The organism is Methanosarcina siciliae T4/M (assembly GCF_000970085.1).
Classification (GTDB): domain Archaea; phylum Halobacteriota; class Methanosarcinia; order Methanosarcinales; family Methanosarcinaceae; genus Methanosarcina; species Methanosarcina siciliae.
In genome coordinates, this window is sequence record NZ_CP009506.1 from 2,607,317 (window position 1) to 2,625,397 (window position 18,081).

20 protein-coding genes and 1 tRNA gene are annotated in these 18,081 nt (G+C 42.5%); 12 read left to right on the plus strand and 9 right to left on the minus strand.

Annotation, left to right across the window (positions count from 1 at the left end; all coding sequences use genetic code 11):
• Positions 1–271: 271 nt before the first annotated feature.
• The 4 genes from MSSIT_RS11085 to MSSIT_RS11100 form a co-directional block, all read right to left on the minus strand.
• Entirely contained in the window at positions 272–1,633 is a 1,362-nt protein-coding gene (locus MSSIT_RS11085) for a TIGR00297 family protein (protein WP_048172402.1), read from the minus strand.
• Between the two features lie 327 nt (positions 1,634–1,960).
• Complete coding sequence (locus MSSIT_RS11090; RefSeq protein WP_048172403.1) at positions 1,961–2,842, minus strand: 4Fe-4S binding protein; 882 nt, start codon at positions 2,840–2,842, stop codon at positions 1,961–1,963.
• 90 nt (positions 2,843–2,932) lie between these two features.
• On the minus strand, positions 2,933–3,271 hold the full coding sequence (locus MSSIT_RS11095; RefSeq protein WP_048172405.1) for a branched-chain amino acid transporter permease: 339 nt from the start codon (positions 3,269–3,271) through the stop codon (positions 2,933–2,935).
• A complete protein-coding gene (locus MSSIT_RS11100) occupies positions 3,271–4,086 on the minus strand; it encodes an AzlC family ABC transporter permease (protein ID WP_082088965.1) in 816 nt (271 codons plus the stop codon). Before MSSIT_RS11100 ends, MSSIT_RS11095 begins: the two co-directional genes overlap by 1 nt.
• Positions 4,087–4,284: 198 nt before the next feature.
• Here MSSIT_RS11100 and MSSIT_RS11105 point away from each other — a divergent pair, with 198 nt between their 5' ends.
• Positions 4,285–5,235, plus strand: coding sequence for a mechanosensitive ion channel family protein (locus MSSIT_RS11105; protein WP_048172407.1), 951 nt, complete (start codon positions 4,285–4,287; stop codon positions 5,233–5,235).
• 241 nt (positions 5,236–5,476) lie between these two features.
• On the opposite strand, the gene MSSIT_RS11110 is transcribed toward MSSIT_RS11105, so the two are convergent.
• A tRNA-Gly gene (locus MSSIT_RS11110) sits at positions 5,477–5,548 on the minus strand.
• A gap of 1,027 nt (positions 5,549–6,575) precedes the next feature.
• Here MSSIT_RS11110 and MSSIT_RS11115 point away from each other — a divergent pair.
• Positions 6,576–7,913, plus strand: a complete 1,338-nt coding sequence (locus MSSIT_RS11115; protein ID WP_048172408.1) for a DHHA1 domain-containing protein — start codon at positions 6,576–6,578, stop codon at positions 7,911–7,913.
• Between the two features lie 62 nt (positions 7,914–7,975).
• Entirely contained in the window at positions 7,976–8,215 is a 240-nt protein-coding gene (locus MSSIT_RS11120) for a KEOPS complex subunit Pcc1 (RefSeq protein ID WP_048174706.1), read from the plus strand.
• Positions 8,216–8,378: 163 nt separating this feature from the next.
• Here the strand turns inward: MSSIT_RS11120 and MSSIT_RS11125 are convergent, their stop codons facing one another.
• Positions 8,379–10,568: a lectin like domain-containing protein gene (locus MSSIT_RS11125; RefSeq protein WP_048174707.1), complete on the minus strand. Its 2,190-nt coding sequence runs from the start codon at positions 10,566–10,568 to the stop codon at positions 8,379–8,381.
• A gap of 763 nt (positions 10,569–11,331) precedes the next feature.
• Between MSSIT_RS11125 and MSSIT_RS11130 the strand changes: the two genes are divergently transcribed.
• From MSSIT_RS11130 to MSSIT_RS11155, 8 genes are all read left to right on the plus strand, one after another.
• Entirely contained in the window at positions 11,332–11,577 is a 246-nt protein-coding gene (locus MSSIT_RS11130; RefSeq protein WP_449288711.1) for a demethoxyubiquinone hydroxylase family protein, read from the plus strand.
• Positions 11,578–11,731: 154 nt separating this feature from the next.
• A complete protein-coding gene (locus MSSIT_RS11135) occupies positions 11,732–12,202 on the plus strand; it encodes a DNA polymerase ligase N-terminal domain-containing protein (RefSeq protein ID WP_048172413.1) in 471 nt (156 codons plus the stop codon).
• A gap of 260 nt (positions 12,203–12,462) precedes the next feature.
• Entirely contained in the window at positions 12,463–12,834 is a 372-nt protein-coding gene (locus tag MSSIT_RS11140) for an STAS-like domain-containing protein (RefSeq protein WP_048172415.1), read from the plus strand.
• The gene (locus MSSIT_RS11145; RefSeq protein ID WP_048172417.1) at positions 12,827–13,450 is read left to right on the plus strand and encodes a type II toxin-antitoxin system VapC family toxin; all 624 of its coding nucleotides are present in this window, start codon (positions 12,827–12,829) and stop codon (positions 13,448–13,450) included. Before MSSIT_RS11140 ends, MSSIT_RS11145 begins: the two co-directional genes overlap by 8 nt.
• A gap of 52 nt (positions 13,451–13,502) precedes the next feature.
• Positions 13,503–13,727: an AlbA family DNA-binding domain-containing protein gene (locus MSSIT_RS24115; protein ID WP_052721617.1), complete on the plus strand. Its 225-nt coding sequence runs from the start codon at positions 13,503–13,505 to the stop codon at positions 13,725–13,727.
• A 1-nt stretch (position 13,728) separates the two neighbouring features.
• Complete coding sequence (locus tag MSSIT_RS24120) at positions 13,729–13,902, plus strand: hypothetical protein (protein ID WP_197080260.1); 174 nt, start codon at positions 13,729–13,731, stop codon at positions 13,900–13,902.
• 331 nt (positions 13,903–14,233) lie between these two features.
• Positions 14,234–14,386, plus strand: coding sequence for a hypothetical protein (locus tag MSSIT_RS23215; protein WP_156158843.1), 153 nt, complete (start codon positions 14,234–14,236; stop codon positions 14,384–14,386).
• A 43-nt stretch (positions 14,387–14,429) separates the two neighbouring features.
• The gene (locus MSSIT_RS11155; protein WP_048172418.1) at positions 14,430–14,729 is read left to right on the plus strand and encodes a hypothetical protein; all 300 of its coding nucleotides are present in this window, start codon (positions 14,430–14,432) and stop codon (positions 14,727–14,729) included.
• A 670-nt stretch (positions 14,730–15,399) separates the two neighbouring features.
• On the opposite strand, the gene MSSIT_RS24750 is transcribed toward MSSIT_RS11155, so the two are convergent.
• Complete coding sequence (locus MSSIT_RS24750) at positions 15,400–15,654, minus strand: TetR family transcriptional regulator (protein ID WP_048172420.1); 255 nt, start codon at positions 15,652–15,654, stop codon at positions 15,400–15,402.
• A gap of 588 nt (positions 15,655–16,242) precedes the next feature.
• Positions 16,243–16,542 carry a carboxymuconolactone decarboxylase family protein gene (locus MSSIT_RS11165; RefSeq protein ID WP_048172421.1) on the minus strand — a complete coding sequence of 100 codons (300 nt, stop codon included), beginning with the start codon at positions 16,540–16,542 and terminating at the stop codon, positions 16,243–16,245.
• Positions 16,543–16,984: 442 nt separating this feature from the next.
• Here MSSIT_RS11165 and MSSIT_RS11170 point away from each other — a divergent pair, with 442 nt between their 5' ends.
• Complete coding sequence (locus MSSIT_RS11170) at positions 16,985–17,227, plus strand: hypothetical protein (protein WP_048172423.1); 243 nt, start codon at positions 16,985–16,987, stop codon at positions 17,225–17,227.
• A gap of 112 nt (positions 17,228–17,339) precedes the next feature.
• On the opposite strand, the gene MSSIT_RS11175 is transcribed toward MSSIT_RS11170, so the two are convergent.
• Positions 17,340–18,053 (minus strand): cytochrome c biogenesis protein, encoded by a 714-nt coding sequence (locus MSSIT_RS11175; protein WP_048172424.1) that lies wholly within the window; start codon positions 18,051–18,053, stop codon positions 17,340–17,342.
• Between the last annotated feature and the right edge of the window lie 28 nt (positions 18,054–18,081).

Below are 18,081 nucleotides of genomic sequence, written 5' to 3' on the forward strand. Positions count from 1 at the left end.
TAACTTATGGACAAGTAACGTTGTTTTCCTCTTTGCTCAAGAAGGCCAAGTTACAGATAGTTCTTATTTCTTATCCGTACAACCATTTAGTTACATAGTGTCTTTCTTGTCCCGTTAGACGTAGGAGAGCGGTCTTCTCAAAAGACAGAAAATAAGAAGGGAAAGAGAAACAAAAATCAACAATTAATCCAGGGGCTTTAAAATATTCAAAACCATGAAAAAACCAGATTTAAATGGAATTTGCAAATTAACACAGAAAACATTTCATAACTTAAAAACCGGCTACGAGAATATATACGAAGGCTGAAATCCCTGCGCCTGCAAAGGTTGCAGCAAAGTTTACCCCACTGTTTGAGAGCAGGCCTCTTTTCTGAAGGGTAGCTCCGAGCAGGCTGTCAATGTTTGTCCCGAAAAATCCTCCTGCTGTTGTAATAAGGACTGAAAGCAAGAGGTTGTCAGATATCCCCAGGGCATAGCCAAGCACACCTATGGTTGCAGAACCGAAAATTGCGGCAAGTTCGCCCAGGAAGGAGACAGCTCCGTCAGCTCCGGGTTCAGAAAGTTTGAGGGTTGTGATCATTCGGGGTCTTCCTTTTGCCGTGGTTCCGATCTCACTTGCCAGAGTATCGCCTGTCGCGGTTGCAACAGTACCTATGTAGGCATAAATGATCGGGAGGCTCTGATCCGGGAAGATTCCATATGCTACTGCAAGGACAAGGGCTGCGGTACTGTTCGAGAAGACGTTTTCATAGCTACGAATACCGTTTTTTGCCTGAGCAATCCCGATTGATTCCTTGTATGCGTACTTGTACCTGGTAAACCCGCCTCCCAGTATGAAAAAGGTCAGAAGGAGCAAAAACCAGGGAAGCCCGCTGAATACGATTATCAGGACTCCGAGAAGGGCAGCACTGAGGAGGGCGGAAACATCGGCAATTTTCGCCCTGTAAGCCATCGCCCCGAGGAACAGGGAGAAGGCAAGAGCTACAAGCATTTTCTCTGGAGGCACCCAGTACCTGAACTCCTCAAAAATCCACATCGTCATCCCTGCCCCCAGAGGTACCGGAATATTGCTGTTTATTCTGGTAGGTATGGACTCAAAAAGAGAACCTGTAACGGCTCCGATAACGGATATGAAAAAGATAAAGCTGTACGGGATTGGAAGGTCCTGCCAGTAGACTATCCAGCTTGCTGCAAGAAATGCCGCAATAATCCTGAGAGAGAGAAAAATAGAACTCCAGAGCAATGAGAACCTTCTCTGCTTTATCCTGTTCTTTCCGGACTCGATATCAGCCATGAAACCTCTTTCGGTAAAAAAGGAGATGTGGTTTCCGACTGCTGCAATGGCAAAGGCGGCGAGGACTATATAGTACGGGTATGTGTACGTAAGATCCTGAGAAACTGCAGAAACAAGCAGCATCAACGTAAGGGAAAATGAAAGACTAGCTGCATCCCTTCTGCAGGACAGAAACTTCCCGGAAAACCTCAGTCCCAGAAAAAGGCCAAAAGATAGGAAGAGAAGGAGATCTACCCCTGCAAAAGGAGCTATCAGAATAAGCAGGAGATATAATAAATGCATCACGGGAATTCCATGATAAGAACTCCCATTTTCGAGGAGGGGGGTAGCTCTGTTCATTCTAAGACATCTTTTGTTTTTTATTCTTCCTGAGAAGCTACATAGAATAGGTTTTTCTTTATAAATAGATAGTTGTTTTTCTGTGTTTTATCCCGAAATTATTTCCTTATTCTGATTGTTTTATGGTCTGGTGAAAAAAGATATATGTGAGCAGCTGTCTTCACTCGTATTCAGAATTTCTATAAAAAAAGAAGTAGCACAACATAGACACAGACAAGAAGACTGCGCAGGCTGTGTGAGCTCGCCGGATACTGGCTTTAGCTTCTCTGACCAATAAAAACGAATAGGAGAATTTTTATTTACTCAAATTTCACAATAAATATTCATTCACAATAAATTTTCATCATGCGACACACAGCCGATTACATTCAGGTATTTTTCAAATCCAAGCCTGTCAAGGAGGTTTCCAAACCTCTCCCCATCAAGTCCTTCTTTCCTGTAATATTCAAAGGTTTTTTCAAGGATTGAGAAAAGCTGCTCCTCGTTTGCAAGCTCAAGAAGCTTTCTTCCCTGTCTGGGATGCCGCCCTCCATTTCCTCCGACAAAGATCGTATACCCGGTTTTTTCTTCCCTCAGGGCATCTTTCCTGCAGGTTGCAATACATGCCCCGCAGAGGATGCATTTTTCGGGATCTATACGGGCTTTATCATCCTGAACTGTTATTGCTCCTACCTTACATGCTTTTTCACAGAGCTTGCAGCCGACACAGTTTTCCTCAAGAATTTCAGGCTTTACCGTGCCCATGACTCCGAAATCATTTTCCTGGGGTCGTACACAGGCTGCAGGACACCCGGTTACTGCAACTTTGAATTTTTTCGGGACAGCTTCCCCAAAGTATTTTTCATCAATTCTGTACGCCAGGTCCTGGCAGTTAATCAACCCGTTTCTGCAAACCCTGTCTCCCTGACAGGCAACGACAGCCCTCACTTTTTTTCCGGCAGAACCTCCCGAAATTCCCTGCTTTTCAAGTTCAGAATTTGCCGTTTCCGCATCTTCGAGTTTGACAAAAGGAACCTCAATCTGCTGCCTTGAGGTTATGTGGACATAGCCGGAACCGTATTTTTCGGCTGTATCTGCAATTGCCCGCAGTTTTTCGGCATCCAGATTGCCACTCACAACTTTCAGCCGCATTGAAAACATATTCTCCTGCCTCTGGGACAGAAAACCTTTACTTTTAAGTGAAGATAAGTCAATTTTTTTTTCAGCCATATAAGTCACTTCACATTAAGAGGCATAATAGAAACGGTATATAAATATTCCTGGATATATTAAAATTTAAAAAAAATTATGATGCAAAAATCAGAGAAAAGAAAAAACATTGAACTGCACAAGTGCCATATAAAGCCCTGTCCCTGCAAAAATGCTGAGCATTGCATTCCTTTTCCATAAGTGGAGCCCTGCAACAACCCCAATTGTCAAGAGTTCCGGAATCCCGTAAGGAGCAGAAAGCCACTGTACATCTTTCAGGCAGTAAATGACCAGAAGCAGGAGGATCATAGGCGGCAGGTTTTTTTCTATTGTGGAAAGCATTGCCGGAGGCTCTCTTGAACCGAAACACAGGAAAGGAAGGACCCTTGTAGTAAAAGTTGCAAGGGCTATTGCAGTGATGATTACAAGCATTTGCAAAGTATCGGTCATCAGTTTTCCTCCTGTGAACTGTCCTGAACAGGCTGTGCTGCCGCATGAACCTGTCCGATTCCTTTAGCCTGCCCTAAGCTTTTGTTCAATTGCTTATCTCCCTGCCTCAGTTTTTCCCTGGCTATCAGAATCATGATCCCCAAAATGATCGAAATTAGCAGCATATTGTCAGGACTGAAGAGTATAAGGGAGACTGCTCCTGCACCCACTGCAGCTACGAAGGGGAAGCGTACGCTGGAGTTGAAGTACTGCTCGATTGTCAGCACCACAAACAGGGCAGTCAGTACAAAAGCCATGCCTTCAAGATTAAGGTCCAGCAGAGAGCCAAGCCCTGCCCCGAGCACCGATCCTATAATCCAGTAGAGGTGGTCGAGAGCTGCAATATAGAAGTAAAACCTTACCTTTGACCCGCCTGCCGGAACTTCGGCTGTGGTCAGGAGGGCATAGGTTTCGTCAGTTAATGCAAAGATGAGGTAAGGCTTGACTTTCCCGACATCGGAAAATTTATCCAGCAGGGACAGTCCGTAAAAAGCGTGCCTGAGGTTCAGGAGCAGCGTGGCTATAACAAACTCCGGAAGCCCGGCACCTGCAGCAAGTAAAGCGACTGCCAGGAACTGGCCCGCACCCGCATAAATGAGGAGGCTCATAAGGAAAGCATAAATCCAGTGGTATCCGGCCCCGTCAATCAGGAATCCGAAAGCCATTCCGAGGGGTATGTATCCGAGAAACACGGGAACCGTAGTCTTGAGAGCACTCAGGAAAAGGTCCGTATTGCCTACCCTTATTTCGTGCCTTTTTGCCTCCTTTTCAGTCATACTATCTCTTCTTTTTACCTTTTTGCCTCATTTTGCCTGAAGAAGAAAAACAGAAATTGCATTTATTATATTTAAAGGCGCCGAATAAATATCGTAAGCCTTGTCCTAATAAAGGAAATACCTGTTATTTTTGTAATTTATAGGGGCTGCTTATAAGCCTGCCCATATTAATATATAAATTACCCCATATTTTATTACATGAGGATTCTCCAGAGACTGAATGTTTTTATCCTGCTGGTTTTAATCCTTTTTCTTGCGTACATACGGTATCTGACTGATTTATTTATCCGGAACCGGGTTTTTCTGGATGCTCTTCTGGTCTCTTTAGTCGTGGTCCTGCTCGCTTACCTGGCAAACTCCATTGCCGACAACCTGATCCTGAGAAAAGTATCGACTTCAAAAGACCGATATGCCTTGAGGAAGACCGTATCTATCCTCATCACAATCTTTGCGGTTGCCTCTCTTTTTGCAATCTGGGTTGAGCGAACGAGCACATTGCTTATTGCCTACGGGATCCTGAGCGCCGGAGTTGCAATCGCCCTTCAGGACCTCCTGAGGAATATAGCCGGAGGAGTGCTCATAATCATATCTCGTCCTTTCAAAGCAGGTGACAGGATCCAGGTAGGGGACAGTATAGGCGACGTGCTCGATATAGGAAGTTTCAGCACAACAATTATGGAAATCCGGGAATGGGTGGATGCAGACCAGTACACGGGCAGGATTCTCCAGGTCCCCAACAGCTTTGCCCTCAACCAGACGATAAAAAACTATACGCGGGACTACTCCTTTATCTGGGACGAAATCCGGGTTATTCTGATTTACGGCAGCAACTGGAAAAAAGCCGAAGAAATTGCCCTTAAAACCGCCGGACCGGTTGTAGGGGAGTTTGAGGACATGGCGCAGAAGGAACTCAGTCTCATGGGAAAAAAATACTTCATTACAACATATGACGTGCAGACAAAACTCTACACAAAGATGCAGGAAAACTGGATCGAAATACGGTTGAGGTACGTGGTAGACCCCAGAAAAAGGAGGGGGATCAGCCATCTTCTGATCTCAAACATCCTTGAGGCACTGGAAAAAGAAGAGGATATCATGGTGGGAACCGCAACGAGTATCGACCTTATGAAAGCTCCGGATAAAGGATGAGATACATTTCTAGTTTTCTCTTTTTTCCCTTAATACCAGCGGGAATTTTCATGTTATTTTTTTATGTCGAGAGCAAATGAGACAATTTCAGCTCTGCAAGGAGTAGAAGAGAAAAAACAAAAGATTCCAGTTTCGGGTATTAAGAATAAACAACCTAATCGGGAACCATCAAAATAATCGGGAACCATCAAAATAATCGGGAACCATCAAAATAATCGGGAACCATCAAAATCAAAAAATATACACCAGCCGGGATTCGAACCCGGGTTCGAGCGTTGGCAACGCCCGGTGATGACCGCTACACTACTGATGTTCACTGGCAGGGCGCCCTGCCGCTTTTTTAACTATATGCTTTCTTATTAATTAAGTTGACCCCCAGAGATTTTGAAGAGCTAAACACAGATCAAATGTACGAAATGTAATCAAACCTGCTGGAAATAATCAAAACATGACTGAAATAATACCATATTCATCGAAGACAGTCTTTGTAAACATATAACAATTTTGGAGGGAAAAGGAGAAACGGATTCGATGTAGTTTTCAGTCACAAACCGAAGAAACGAAGGGCCAGAATAGTAGATTATATGTTCAGTTATCCTTAACGAAAGAATGGTTTTTTTATAAATAAAAACAGTTTTTAATCGAATAATCAGCCTAAAAGAAGAAATATTCGTACATATGTTTACTAAAAAGAGTTATATATTATGGTAATGTTTGATTATGTAACAAATATGCACAACTTGGAAAAACGAAATACAGAATGGATTAGCCCTCCATTCTTACCACCAATCTCTAAAATTGAGAGGAAACTCCTTTCCTCTCAATTCCGACCCTTTTCTATAACTTTTTTAAACAAACCCTTGAACCGGGAAAACAGATATTTTTCATCCCGAACCGATCCGGAAAAAGCTTTCAAACCTTTCGCTTCTTATCCCCCTTTCTCTTTCTTCTCTCCTTCCCTTTCCACGACTCCTACCTGCTTTTCTTTTGTTTCCTACATTTCCGGGAACCCGGAGATAGGTTTTTGAAGCCTTAGACATGACGAGGTCGAGTTCATTAATCAGAATAACCGTTAGTCTAAAAGCCAGGAGTCCAGAGAACTAAAAACAAAACCGTTTTGAGCATTAATCTTTATACAAATTCCTGTATTAGGCAGTTGAGATATCAGGGATGATTTATACCAGGGATGATTTATTAGACAGTAGAATAATTTATATTATCAAGCCAGTATAGATTGGCATATTTCGTGAGCTGGTAACTAAGTATTATATACATCGAAAATGTATCGGTCTCTGTACCGGGTTTCTGACTTTGATATTGAATTTTATGAGTGATGGGTTTTGAGCGAGCTTGAAAAACTGATTAACCTTGCAAAAAATGCAGCCGATAAAATCCGGAAGCATAGGTTTGTGCGCATAGTTTCACATAATGATGCTGACGGGCTGACTTCATCAGGGATCATGGCCCTGGCTCTGTTACGGGCAGGTATAGGTTTCCAACTTTCAATAGCAGGAAAACTGAATGAGACTGTGATCGAAGAAGTGAACAGGACCGTATCGAAAGGAGACCTGGTCATTTTCTGTGATATGGGCAGCGGACAACCGGAACTTATAGGTAAGGTTGCGGCTGACGTCGTGGTGCTTGACCATCACAAGCCAGTAGGACAGTCCCCTGCAAAAGTCGTGGTAAATGCCCATATGGTAGAGATCGACGGGGCAACGGATATCTCGGCTTCAGGCACCTGTTATCTTGTAGCCAGGGAACTCGGAGCAGGAAACATTGATCTTGCAGGACTGGCAATTGCAGGCGCAGTCGGAGACAGGCAACTTTTCCGGACTGCAAACGCCTTTATTCTGGACGAAGCCATAAAAGCAGGAGTCGTGTCCATAAGGAAAGGATTGAAGGTGGGGGATGGAGCCCTTGCGGATGTGCTTGCATACAGCACGGAACCTTTCCTGAATGTAACCGGCTACCCGGAAAAAGCAGCCGAATTTTTAAACCAGTTAGGGCTTTCCGGAAACATTGAAAACCTGTCCGAAGAAGAGTTATCAAAACTTGCCAGCGCTATTGCCCTGAAACTTGTCAGGCAGGCAAGTCCCGAGGCAATAGAAGCCGTCATAGGAGACATCTTTCTGCTGAACCGGGAGCTGGTGCATAATGTCTATGATTTCATCTCCATTCTCAATACCTGCGGAAAGCAGAAGGTTTACGGGCTTGCCCTTGCGCTTTGCCTGAAAGACCCGACCATTGTTGGAGAAGCCATCTCCCTTACAAAAGAGTATGAAAAGAACCTTGCTATGGATATCCGGAAAAGCGTGGAAAAAATTCGTAAAGGGGAAAACATCTGGTGCATTAACACGGTTGATGCCCTCTCTACAGGAAGCCTTGCCACAACCGTGGTCAGATACCTCCACCCCGAACTCCCCTTCATCTGCGTAAACGAGTCTGAGGGAATACTGAAGGTTTCTGCCAGGGGAACCCGCGAACTTGTATCAAGAGGCCTTGACCTCGCCTTTGCCCTCAGGGAAGCTGCAGGCGCAGTCGGCGGAAACGGAGGCGGGCATAGTGTTGCATCCGGAGCCTCAATTCCCCTGGGAAGTACGGAGGAGTTCCTGAGCATTGTTGACCGGATCATAGGAGACCAGCTCAGGAAAAATACCAGTGGGAAGGCAAAGTAAAAGGAAATTGGCAGTAAATGCAAAAAATGGAATTAAGCAGGAAAAACGCACGAGGAATATTTATGAAAATCACAGGTACAATTGGGTTTCCTGACCCAGAGTCAAAACAATCGGTAGCCAGAATCCTCAAAGCCCTTTCCCCGGACAACCTGAGGAGTATGGAAAGTGAAATCAGCGATGAAAGGATTGCTGTGCGCTTTCATTCCGAGAAAATTGGTTCTCTTCTTGCAACTGTTGACGATTTTCTTATGAATGTTAAAATAGGGGAAGGAGTCGAACAGACTCTGGAAAAAGAAAAATAATCAAAGAAAGGGAAAAATCAAGAAGAGGATTAAAGAAAAATAGGAAAGTAATTAAGAGAGGAACTGAAAAGAAGTTAAAAAAACTAAACAGGAGTTAAAAAGCAAATTTAAAAAGGAACGAGAAACCCTGATTCAGTTTCCCGGTTGTTGCTAAACTGTTTTTTCAATTTGCAGACCCTTCACGCCAGAGCCATATAAGTTCCTCGAGTCTGGAGCTCGTCAGTTCTACCCCAGTGTTCGGAATGGGAAGATTGTTTTTATAGACATGTATCGCTTCCTGGAGTTCTCCTGTGCTTATGCCGGTTCCTTCCTGAGAGGTCGAATCGTCCCAGGGGTTCCAGTCGCGGACTGTCCAGGCCCAGGTGCATGCAACCTTTTCGCTTCCTGTTACAGCGCGGGCGGTAACAGTGTAAGTTCCGGGAGAGAGGGCACTGCTGGAATAGGAACTGCTTGTAACACCGGATTCGGAACTCTTTAACACTCCGTTAAGGTACCAGCGTACAGTGCTGTTATGGTTTGTGCTGATGCTGAACGCCTGCTCCCCTCCTTCATAAGTTGTAACATTTTCGCTGGGGCTTGCAGAGAGGATTGAGAGTGGGGCAACTGTTATGTAATTGATCTTTGTCTCTGAGTCAAAACCGTTCCTGTTGCTGACATTCAACGAGACGGTATAAGCTTTGTTGGAGCTATAGGTGTAGACCGGGTTTTGGACTATTGAGTCCACAATTCCGTCCCCGTTCAGGTCCCATTCCCAGGAAAAGGCATCCTTAGAGAGGTCGGTAAACTGGACTGTAAGAGGAGAAACCCAGCTGGTGATATTTGACGAGAATTCAGCCTCTGGAGGAACAGTAACAATGGTGAAAGCCTTTATGCAGAAGTTTGCTTCGGAATAATCGTATGTTTTGTCTTCTACTGATGTCAGGTCTTGCCAGCTGACTCCATTTAAACTTATATAACTTTCTCCGGAATTGGCCTGCGCCTTGCTGCTATAACCGGAAAGTTTATACTCAAGAGCAAGCGGGTTTCCGGATGAAGGATTGCTGAACTTAATAACCACTGAAAATTTTTCCCCTGAACTCAGGTTTACTGGTGAGCTCAACAGCTGAGTATGGTAGCCAGGAAATGCACAGGTTCCGTTTTCATTTGCAACAAAAATACCCGACTGACTGAGGGGACCATCTGTCGGGTTTTTGTAAACATATATCTCGTAAGCCGTATCGAAATCCGTAGTATAGAATCCTACAGCCTCAAGTATTTCATTTCCTTCCGAAGTAAATACATTGCCACTCCAGGCAGTTAAAGATTCGGAGTACCCGATCTGATTTACCCATCCGAGTGGGTCATACTGGTAATTGTAGTCAAAGTTGTCCTGATCTGCAGCCGTAAACACGGCATTTTCTTCGTATCCGAGCCTGGTGTCATAATAGGAAATATAGAAGTATCCCTCTTCTCCCCAGGACTCCCCCCAGCTATTCTTTACAATGAAAGCCCCGTCTCCTGCAGGAATTTGTTTGAACATGTTTCTGTCAAATGAATCGTTCCAGCCTACGATAGTTATCGCATGGTTTACTTTACCCGACCCTGTGTATAGATAAGCATGATTATTTTCCTGGTAATAGATCGTTTTATCCATGTACATCGTGGAATACACGGCTCCGTAATCCATAAGTGCCTGTTTGATCACCTCATTGTCCAGAGGGCCCGTTCTGTCAGGAAGTATGAGCGCTTCCTGAAGATATTTTTGCACGACAAGTCCTTCAGGGGAGGACGTAGAAGTCTCGCTAAAAGGGTCTTCGGCTTCGTTTACAGGTCCGGCCCAGCGGGCAAGGTATGCCATAGCCATGAAGGCATTCCCCCCGTCATTGACATCAAAGTCAAAACCGTCGGAATAGTATGTTGTAACGAGGTTTTTCATGTTATTTTCGGAAAAGTCCCAACTTTCTCCTTCTGCCCCCAGAATGTAAGATTCAAGGGACGCAAGGCTTGAAAAAGCCCAGCAGCTTCCGGTTTTTCCCTGGTTTTCCACAGAGGTGACCTGGCCCTTAGTACGCAGGTCGAAAGTTGCGGGTAGTTCCGAAGCTGATGCCCTGAGCAAAAGCCTTTCTGCAGGCTTTGAAAGCCCTGATAGGTTTACCGGCGAGGGAGTATATCCGGTACCTGAAAAGTCTCCATCTCCAGAAGACGAGATAGATTCAATTGACTCTGATTTTTCGGATTCCAGAAAGTCAGGGTTCAGGGGAGCCGTTTCAATCGAAGGTTCTGAAAGAGAAGTATTGTTCTGGGACAGCTCGAAGTTTTCGGAACTTCCGGCGGCAAGAGAAAGGCTGCCGGAAAAACACGAAAATAAGATCATAAATGCAAACAGGAGGGAATTTATTTTCTTCAAGAATTATCGGCCTCGGATAAGATCAATTTCTGGTTAACTGACTGAGGTAGTACGGAAGAAACAATACAGAGGAATTTATTGGGATTCAAATTTTCGGACTATACGCAAATAGTAAGCGGATTTTCAACAATATTCAGTACAACAAATATTTTTAAGTAAATCCATTTTTGATTAAAATTCATGTGTATAGTTTATGAAATTTATGTATAAGTTTTTTTCTAACCTTGTATATTTTTTACTAAGAAGAAATAAATTACTTGTCTAAATAACAAACTTTTGGATTTGACTTTTTTTGAAAATTATAGCATATAGCCTTGTATTACCTATTTGTTCAAAGTGAATAGGCCAGAATACATATGAAATTTAATTGAATTATATACAAAATATTTTTCAAAATAGGAAATTTATTAATTAAAAATTATTATCTCTGTCTTAGGAAGATAAGTAAATCAATTTATAACTACTGTTGCAGTCCTGATCCTAATTAATTACAGTACTTACGCGGATCTGTTTCTAATGGAATCTATTTCTAATGGAATCTATTTCTAATGGAATCTATTTCTAATGGAATCTATTTCTAATGGAATCTGTTTCTAATGAAATCTACTTCTAATGGAATCTGTTCCTAAGGGGTCGGTCCAACAGAAAGAAATATTAAGTTTGTCTTTTCATATCTTTACGGGGCATACTTACAGGGGGGAGAATCCTGTTTTCAGAAACAATTGCAGACATTGAGAATACCAACCAGGAAGACCTTGATAAAGAAATCCTGAGAGCTGCAATGATCGCAGAACTGGATGCCATCAACATATACGAACAGATGGCAAACCTGACAAAAAATGAGGAAATCCGTACAATTCTTCTTGATATCGCCAGGGAGGAAAAAGTCCATTTAGCAATGTTTGAGACCGTGCTCCTGCAAAATGACAGGGAATTCTTAAAGATTTACTCCGATTATTCACTTGCCAGAATGTAAAAGAAGAACTGTTTAGGATGCTTTTTTTAGATTTTTCGGGAATTTCTATTACAGAATATTGGCAGATAAGAATATCTTCTTCGTAAGTCACTTTTCCAAATATTGCTGCATAATCATTTATATCCGGCCTATTAATATTTTATATTGATCTTCCATGCTTGAGGAATATGCGAAGAAGAGAGATTTTAAAAAGACCTCCGAACCTCTCGCTAGCGGGGTCGAAAAAAGTTCGGAAAAAAGTTCGGATAAGCCTGTTTTTGTAGTCCAGCGACATGATGCAACTAACCTTCACTATGATTTTCGCCTGGAACTGGGCGGGGTACTGAAAAGCTGGGCAGTCCCCAGGGAGCCGCCTGAAAGTGCCGGCATTAAGAGGCTTGCTATCCAGACTGAAGACCACCCGCTAGAATATGCCGATTTTGAGGGAGAAATCCCCGAAGGAGAGTACGGAGCCGGGAAGGTTGAGATCTGGGACAAAGGGACCTTCGAGCTTCAGAAACATAATGAGAAAGAATTTGCCGTGACGCTTCACGGAGAAAAACTCGAAGGGGATTATGTACTGATAAGGACAAAGTACGGAAAAGAGGGCAAAGGATGGCTTTTTTTCAAGAAAAAAGACGATTGAACAGCTGTCGGGAGAGAAGATTATTTCAGTCAACTTAAAGGTAAACCGTTAAAGTTATTGACGGTAACGTGAGAAAGAGTTAAAGAATAATAAGTAAAAGGCATTGAAGGAAAGAATAATCGGCAAAGGTATTGGAAATAAGAATTGGCAAAAAAACTGGGGGATAACTGGCAAAAGTGTGCAGGTTTTTGGCTTAAGGCGCCCGGTTAAAAATTATGCTTCTAATTGTGCTTCTTGATACACAGGGTGGGAGTGACTGAATGGGAAAGGTTAAGGAAGAGAGGGTGAAAGTAAAAATTATTGAAGCTGCAGGCAGCAATTTCTGTGTTGCGACCTGCGATGGGCAAAAAGTGCACGATATAATTGCGGACTTTTTCCGCAAAAACAGGAAAGTTGAACTCTCTTTTGCAGAGAATGACGAACTTACGCCTGCCTTTTTGAATTCGGCTGTGGGGCAGCTTTACGGGACTTTTCCGGCTGAACTGATTGAAAAAAACCTTTTTTTTACGGATCTTGATCCTGAAGATGAGACTGTCCTCAAGAGGGTCATGGAGAGAGCAAAAGGCTATTTTGAACATGCATATTCCTGTAGAAAGGCTCTCAGGGATGTGATCGGAGGCGAAGATGCATAAGAGTGTCCACCGCGCGGTAGTCTATCCTTTAAAACGCAGTGTTAGGCTTCGCCCCGGAAAGACCCTGCCTGTAAAGCCCGGCCCGGCACCTATCCATTCCACAGAAACCTATGATTTTCCTCCTGAACAGAGTTATTTTTTTGATACTAATATCTGGCTCTATATTTACGGCCCCATAGGCTGGCCTGACCAGAGGTCTGCCATATATTCCAGAACCTTAAGAGAAATCCGGAATTCAAACGGTACAATCTACATAAACTGCATGATAATCTCGGAATTTATCAATGCCTTTTCCAGAATCGAGTTCAAACAGCAGACGGATTATTCAAGGTTCAAGGATTTCAGAAATTCACTCGGTTTTCGTCCGGTTGCCGCAGACATTACCTCAAACGTAAAGAAAATCCTCCGAAACACCCTTGCCTGCGACCCCAACTTAAATGTCATAGACCTGCCGGAAATCATGAGCTTCTTTGAGCAGGGAAAGTATGACTTCAACGACCTGCTCTTTGCAGAAATCTGCCGCGCCAAAGGGCTGATCTTCGTAACCCATGATAAGGACTTCAGCGATATGGGAGTTGAGATTCTGACCGCAAACGAGAAGCTACTGCACAGGTGAACAGGAAGTTTCGATGGGAATTTTGAGCTGAAAGAGTCCGGAAACCCTTGAATTGAAAAAATCCACTGCACAATTGAAACCTGCCGTAATCTCCATAGTTGCCATGCTCAATAAGCATCAGGAAGGCAAATTATACTTTGGGGTTAAGGAAGATGGGACTGTTGTTGGCCAGGAAATTGGGACTGATACTTTGAGAACCATTTCTCAGGCTATTTCAGCGTACATAGAACCAAAAGTCTATCCTGTTATCCGGCAGGTAACATACTTCATATATTGACATGCAGGACTATACAGGTGATCTCTTCTACTTGATCGGTGAGGCTGAAAAATATATCCTTAAAAATATCCACATTGGAATGCGGCTAGAAGGTCTGAAGAGAATCGACGTCCTTGAGATCCCGGAAGTTCAGGAACAGAAACTACGTAAATTCCATCTTCGTCCTGTTCGATAACAACAGCAAATTCGCGCATTGATTGGCCTCGTATTTCAGATATAAATCTTATTCCGATGATTTTATTTATAGCTGCGTTAACTTCCTCGTTTCCTCTTTGCAGGTCCGTTCAGTAGAAGATTATATGGAAAAGCTGATTTCAAAGAGATATTCAGATTTATTTCTGTAAAAATATATTTCCCTCACGGACTGCTCCACCTCTTCTCCCACCTCTTCTCCCACCTCTTCTCCCACCTACCTCTAATTAGTTTTTGATCCTTCCCCAAACCGGTCCGCGACAAAATCCTCGGAATAATAAAAACCTCAAGCAGGGTCCCGGAATAGATAATTCTTGATAGGACCGGGAATACCTGAGATTCTTCCCCTCGAAAAATTTATCATTTATGCAAATAAAAATACTATTGATTCCACACTGGCATTGGGTGAAAAAGCTGGCTTGGCAGCTGACAGAAAAAAGTTACTGAAAAATTCTGAAGGGAATTAATATAATGCCCTTATACAGAGATTAACGAACAGGGGAGAAGATAATGCCTACAAAAGAAGAGATTGAAAGCCAGATTATGGACCTCTGGGATGAGATATTTGATCTTGAAGACAAAAGTAAGGAAGAATTGGAGGTTAAATACACAGAATGGCGGAAAGTAGAACCGCGACTGGATGAAGGAGTAGATGAACTCATAATACACATAGAGGCAATGACAGGAATCAGTGACGAGAGCATGTTTATCTACAGAGAAGTGAAGGAAATCAAAATCAGGTACAAACAGGAGATGGAAGAGATACATGCAAAAATAGATGCACTGACTAAAGAAAAAGACAGGGTGTAAAGATGCGTCCTGCTTTCAGCAGGTAACTTGTTTTTTCGGAATGTTTTTATTGATTTCTTTTTTGCTGGAAAATACATTAACCCTGATACTAAACATTACTGCAAAAATGGTTCATTGTTTATATATGCCGTGAGATCTGAGTTATATGTTAACCAGTTTTAAACCAGTTATATATTTTTAATATGTATGAAATGTAGAAGGGCTAGCGTGGGAGTGGCAAACTATTGATGGAGCTATGACAAAGATTGAGAATTATCTAGCAATGCCAACTCTGGCTCAACTAATCAGAGAAAAAAGATCATTGAGTTGAAAGGCACAGATTTCCATTCAATTTGAAGAGGATACCACATCATAACAAATTCAATTCCTGTTTTCCTTTTTTTTCCGTACTTTTTTCTGTGTTCAGTTTAGCCCTCATATCCTCCATTAAATGTTCTCGAGGATTCTTGTAAAAGAGATAGAGATTATGGGTTTCTGACCCAGATGTACGATCGGGTATAGTTTTGAGACAGCCTGTTTGAATCATTTTTTAGTCAACCCGTTCAAGATAATCTGAAACCCCTGTTCGATGAGTTCATTCCTGTCCGGAACCACATCTTAGTCCAGAATCAAACTCACAACAGCCTTTGTACCCTTAAAAAACATCTTCATGATCAATTCCGGAGGGTAATCACTGAGAACCCCGGTGCTGACCACCGTTCCCGATCCTGCCCCGGATGGAAACTTCCTTGCCTATGCATGCTTTGATGCTGCGGCTAAGCCTGCTTTGACCACAAAATAAAGGCTGTTTAGGCTGTTTATAATAATTCCTTGGTTGGGAAGTAGTTAAACAGGGTCCCTTAGCCACGCCGGCATCTTTTGATATCTGGACTGTGGAAGTCACATGGAAGCCTCTTCCCGTAAAAAGTTTCAGGGCTGCTCCCATTATAACTGTTTTTTTGTCGCTGACCTTCTTTTATATATTTAAACTCGTAAATATTTAAACTTCTAAAAATGACTGATTAGTCAATTTGAGGTTTCGGCATTTATAATTCTTGCTGAAACATAAAACTCACAGATTTTCCGTTAAAAAACGAATGAAAAGCTTGAGTAGATGCCTTCGGCTTTTTGAAAAAGGAGAGTGTTTAGGATAATAGGGCATCTGGCTTTTTTTTGGTCGGGAATATTTGGAATACGTTTTCTGGAGAAACATAGAGGAAAGATTCTTCAGACGCCCCTATAACATAATAATACTTTATACGATATAAAATTATGTCACTCTCGAAGAATTCCTATAATTTTTGACAGTATTGTAAATAAACAGATATTTATGACAGTAACGCAGCCAGATAATGGAAGAATATAACCAGTTTATGATAGTAACATAGCGAGTTTATGAAAAAATGTAACCGGAATATGACCGTAAATCTCCCCCATGAGCAACTTATGGCCGGAGGGGTTTACCAATCAAAAAGCGGAAGCTCAGGGAATAATCTCTACCTGAGACCTGCTTGAAAATAGAATAGTATAGAACTTATAATACTTCATTCAGGGCTCTTGCAGCCGTGTAAACGCTTCCAACTCCGAAAATATACTGGGCTATTCTTATTGCTTGCATAACCTCTTCTTTTGTAGCTCCGGCTTCCATTGCCTGGATTGCAAGGACCTTTACTCCGTCAACGGCACCGTTAGCTGCATCCAGAGCCATTGCAATAAGGAATTTGTACTTAAGAGGAACTCCGCCTTCTGCAAAAGAAAGTTCTCGCATGTTTTCAAGCAGGGAAAATAATTCCGGGTCTTTATCCATTATAACTTTGAGAGGGTGTTCTGACATGTTGTATTCTCCATTTCACTTTATGTTTTCAGGAATTTTACCTTAATAGGATTTTTACACTTAAAAGATCTCACTTATAAAAACTCACTTAAGGAATCTTCATGAGATGATCCTGATAGGGAAATCCTGATTAAGGGGTATTACTTGTTAGATCTTATTTTGATGCTTATTTTGTTTTGGTACTGATTAATTTTAAAACATTCGATGTTAAAGCCAGAAAGCCTCCTGTTTTGGACTTATCTGATTGCCATATCTCTCTCATTATTCACATTAAGTTATATTACTGCCCATAAAAAACTTTATTTATCATTAGCTAGTACATAGGATTCCGGTGTATTACTGAATATATTAGGCATTCATGTTTATTAGGCATTTATGTTCAAACTAAAGCAGGAAATTACGGTAATGCATCTCCGGTAAGACATCTGAAAGGTGAATAGAAATGAACAAAACATGGGAAAAAGTTTTTGAATATGCATCATCCCCCCTGGAAGGAACGATGTCAAGAAAGCTCAGAGAAGGAGTCAGTATTCAGATCAACGAAGGAAAGATCTACAAGAAGGCTGTGCTTTTCCTGGGAGAAGAATTCGTACGCATAACAGAAGAAGAGGAAGGACAAAAAATCAATACTTATTATGATTGGACTTCAATCGGTTCGATCAGGACATACAGTAAGACTAAATGATAATAGTTATCTATGTTTGTATTCGGTTAAAGTTGAAGAGGTAAAGTTTGTGTTATTGTTACCCTTCATTCAAAGACAGGTTTACAAAAAAGAAAAAGCAGATTGCCAGAAATCATGCTTCTAATCCGGCAGATCTGCTGTCATCAAGTTCCTCTTCCATCTTTTCGTTCTGCACTTTTATGGAAAAGAGGGTCAGAAAGAGCAAGAAATATGCTATGAAGTTAACAAGGAGGGTCAACTGCAGTGTTGTCCCTTCAAGGCCTCCTCCGCTTCCGCCGGTGTTTCCTCCGAACATGAGGGGATGAGCCGAGCGCCAGAGCCTGATCGAAAAAAAACTCAGAGGCACGGATATGAAACCTAAAATCCCGAAGACTGCCGAGAGCCGGGCTCTTTTCTCAGGCTCTTCGAGTGCTTTTCTGAGCATCATGTAGGCGAGGTAAACAAGGAAGAGGACAAGGGAGGTAGTCAGCCTGATGTCCCAGATCCAGTACCAACCCCAGGCATCCTTTGCCCAGATCGAACCCGTAATCAGCACAAGGAACGAAAAAAGGGTTCCGACTTCTGCAGCCGAGCGGGCATAGATATCCCATTTGAGGGCTTTGTCCCGGAGGTAGAGGATACTTGCGGCAAATACGACTGCAAAAGCCAGATAGGATATGATTGCTATTGGCATGTGGAAGAAAAAGATCCTGAAACTCCCACTCAGGACCTCGCCTGCTTCGTCTTTAATCGGAGGCAAGTAGAAAAAAATCATGTATGTCGCAAGAATCATTACACCGGCAGTTACAACCGCCAGCACTCCGGTTTTTCTGGAATTTGATGCCATTTTGTTCACGTATCTTGATGGGTTAGGA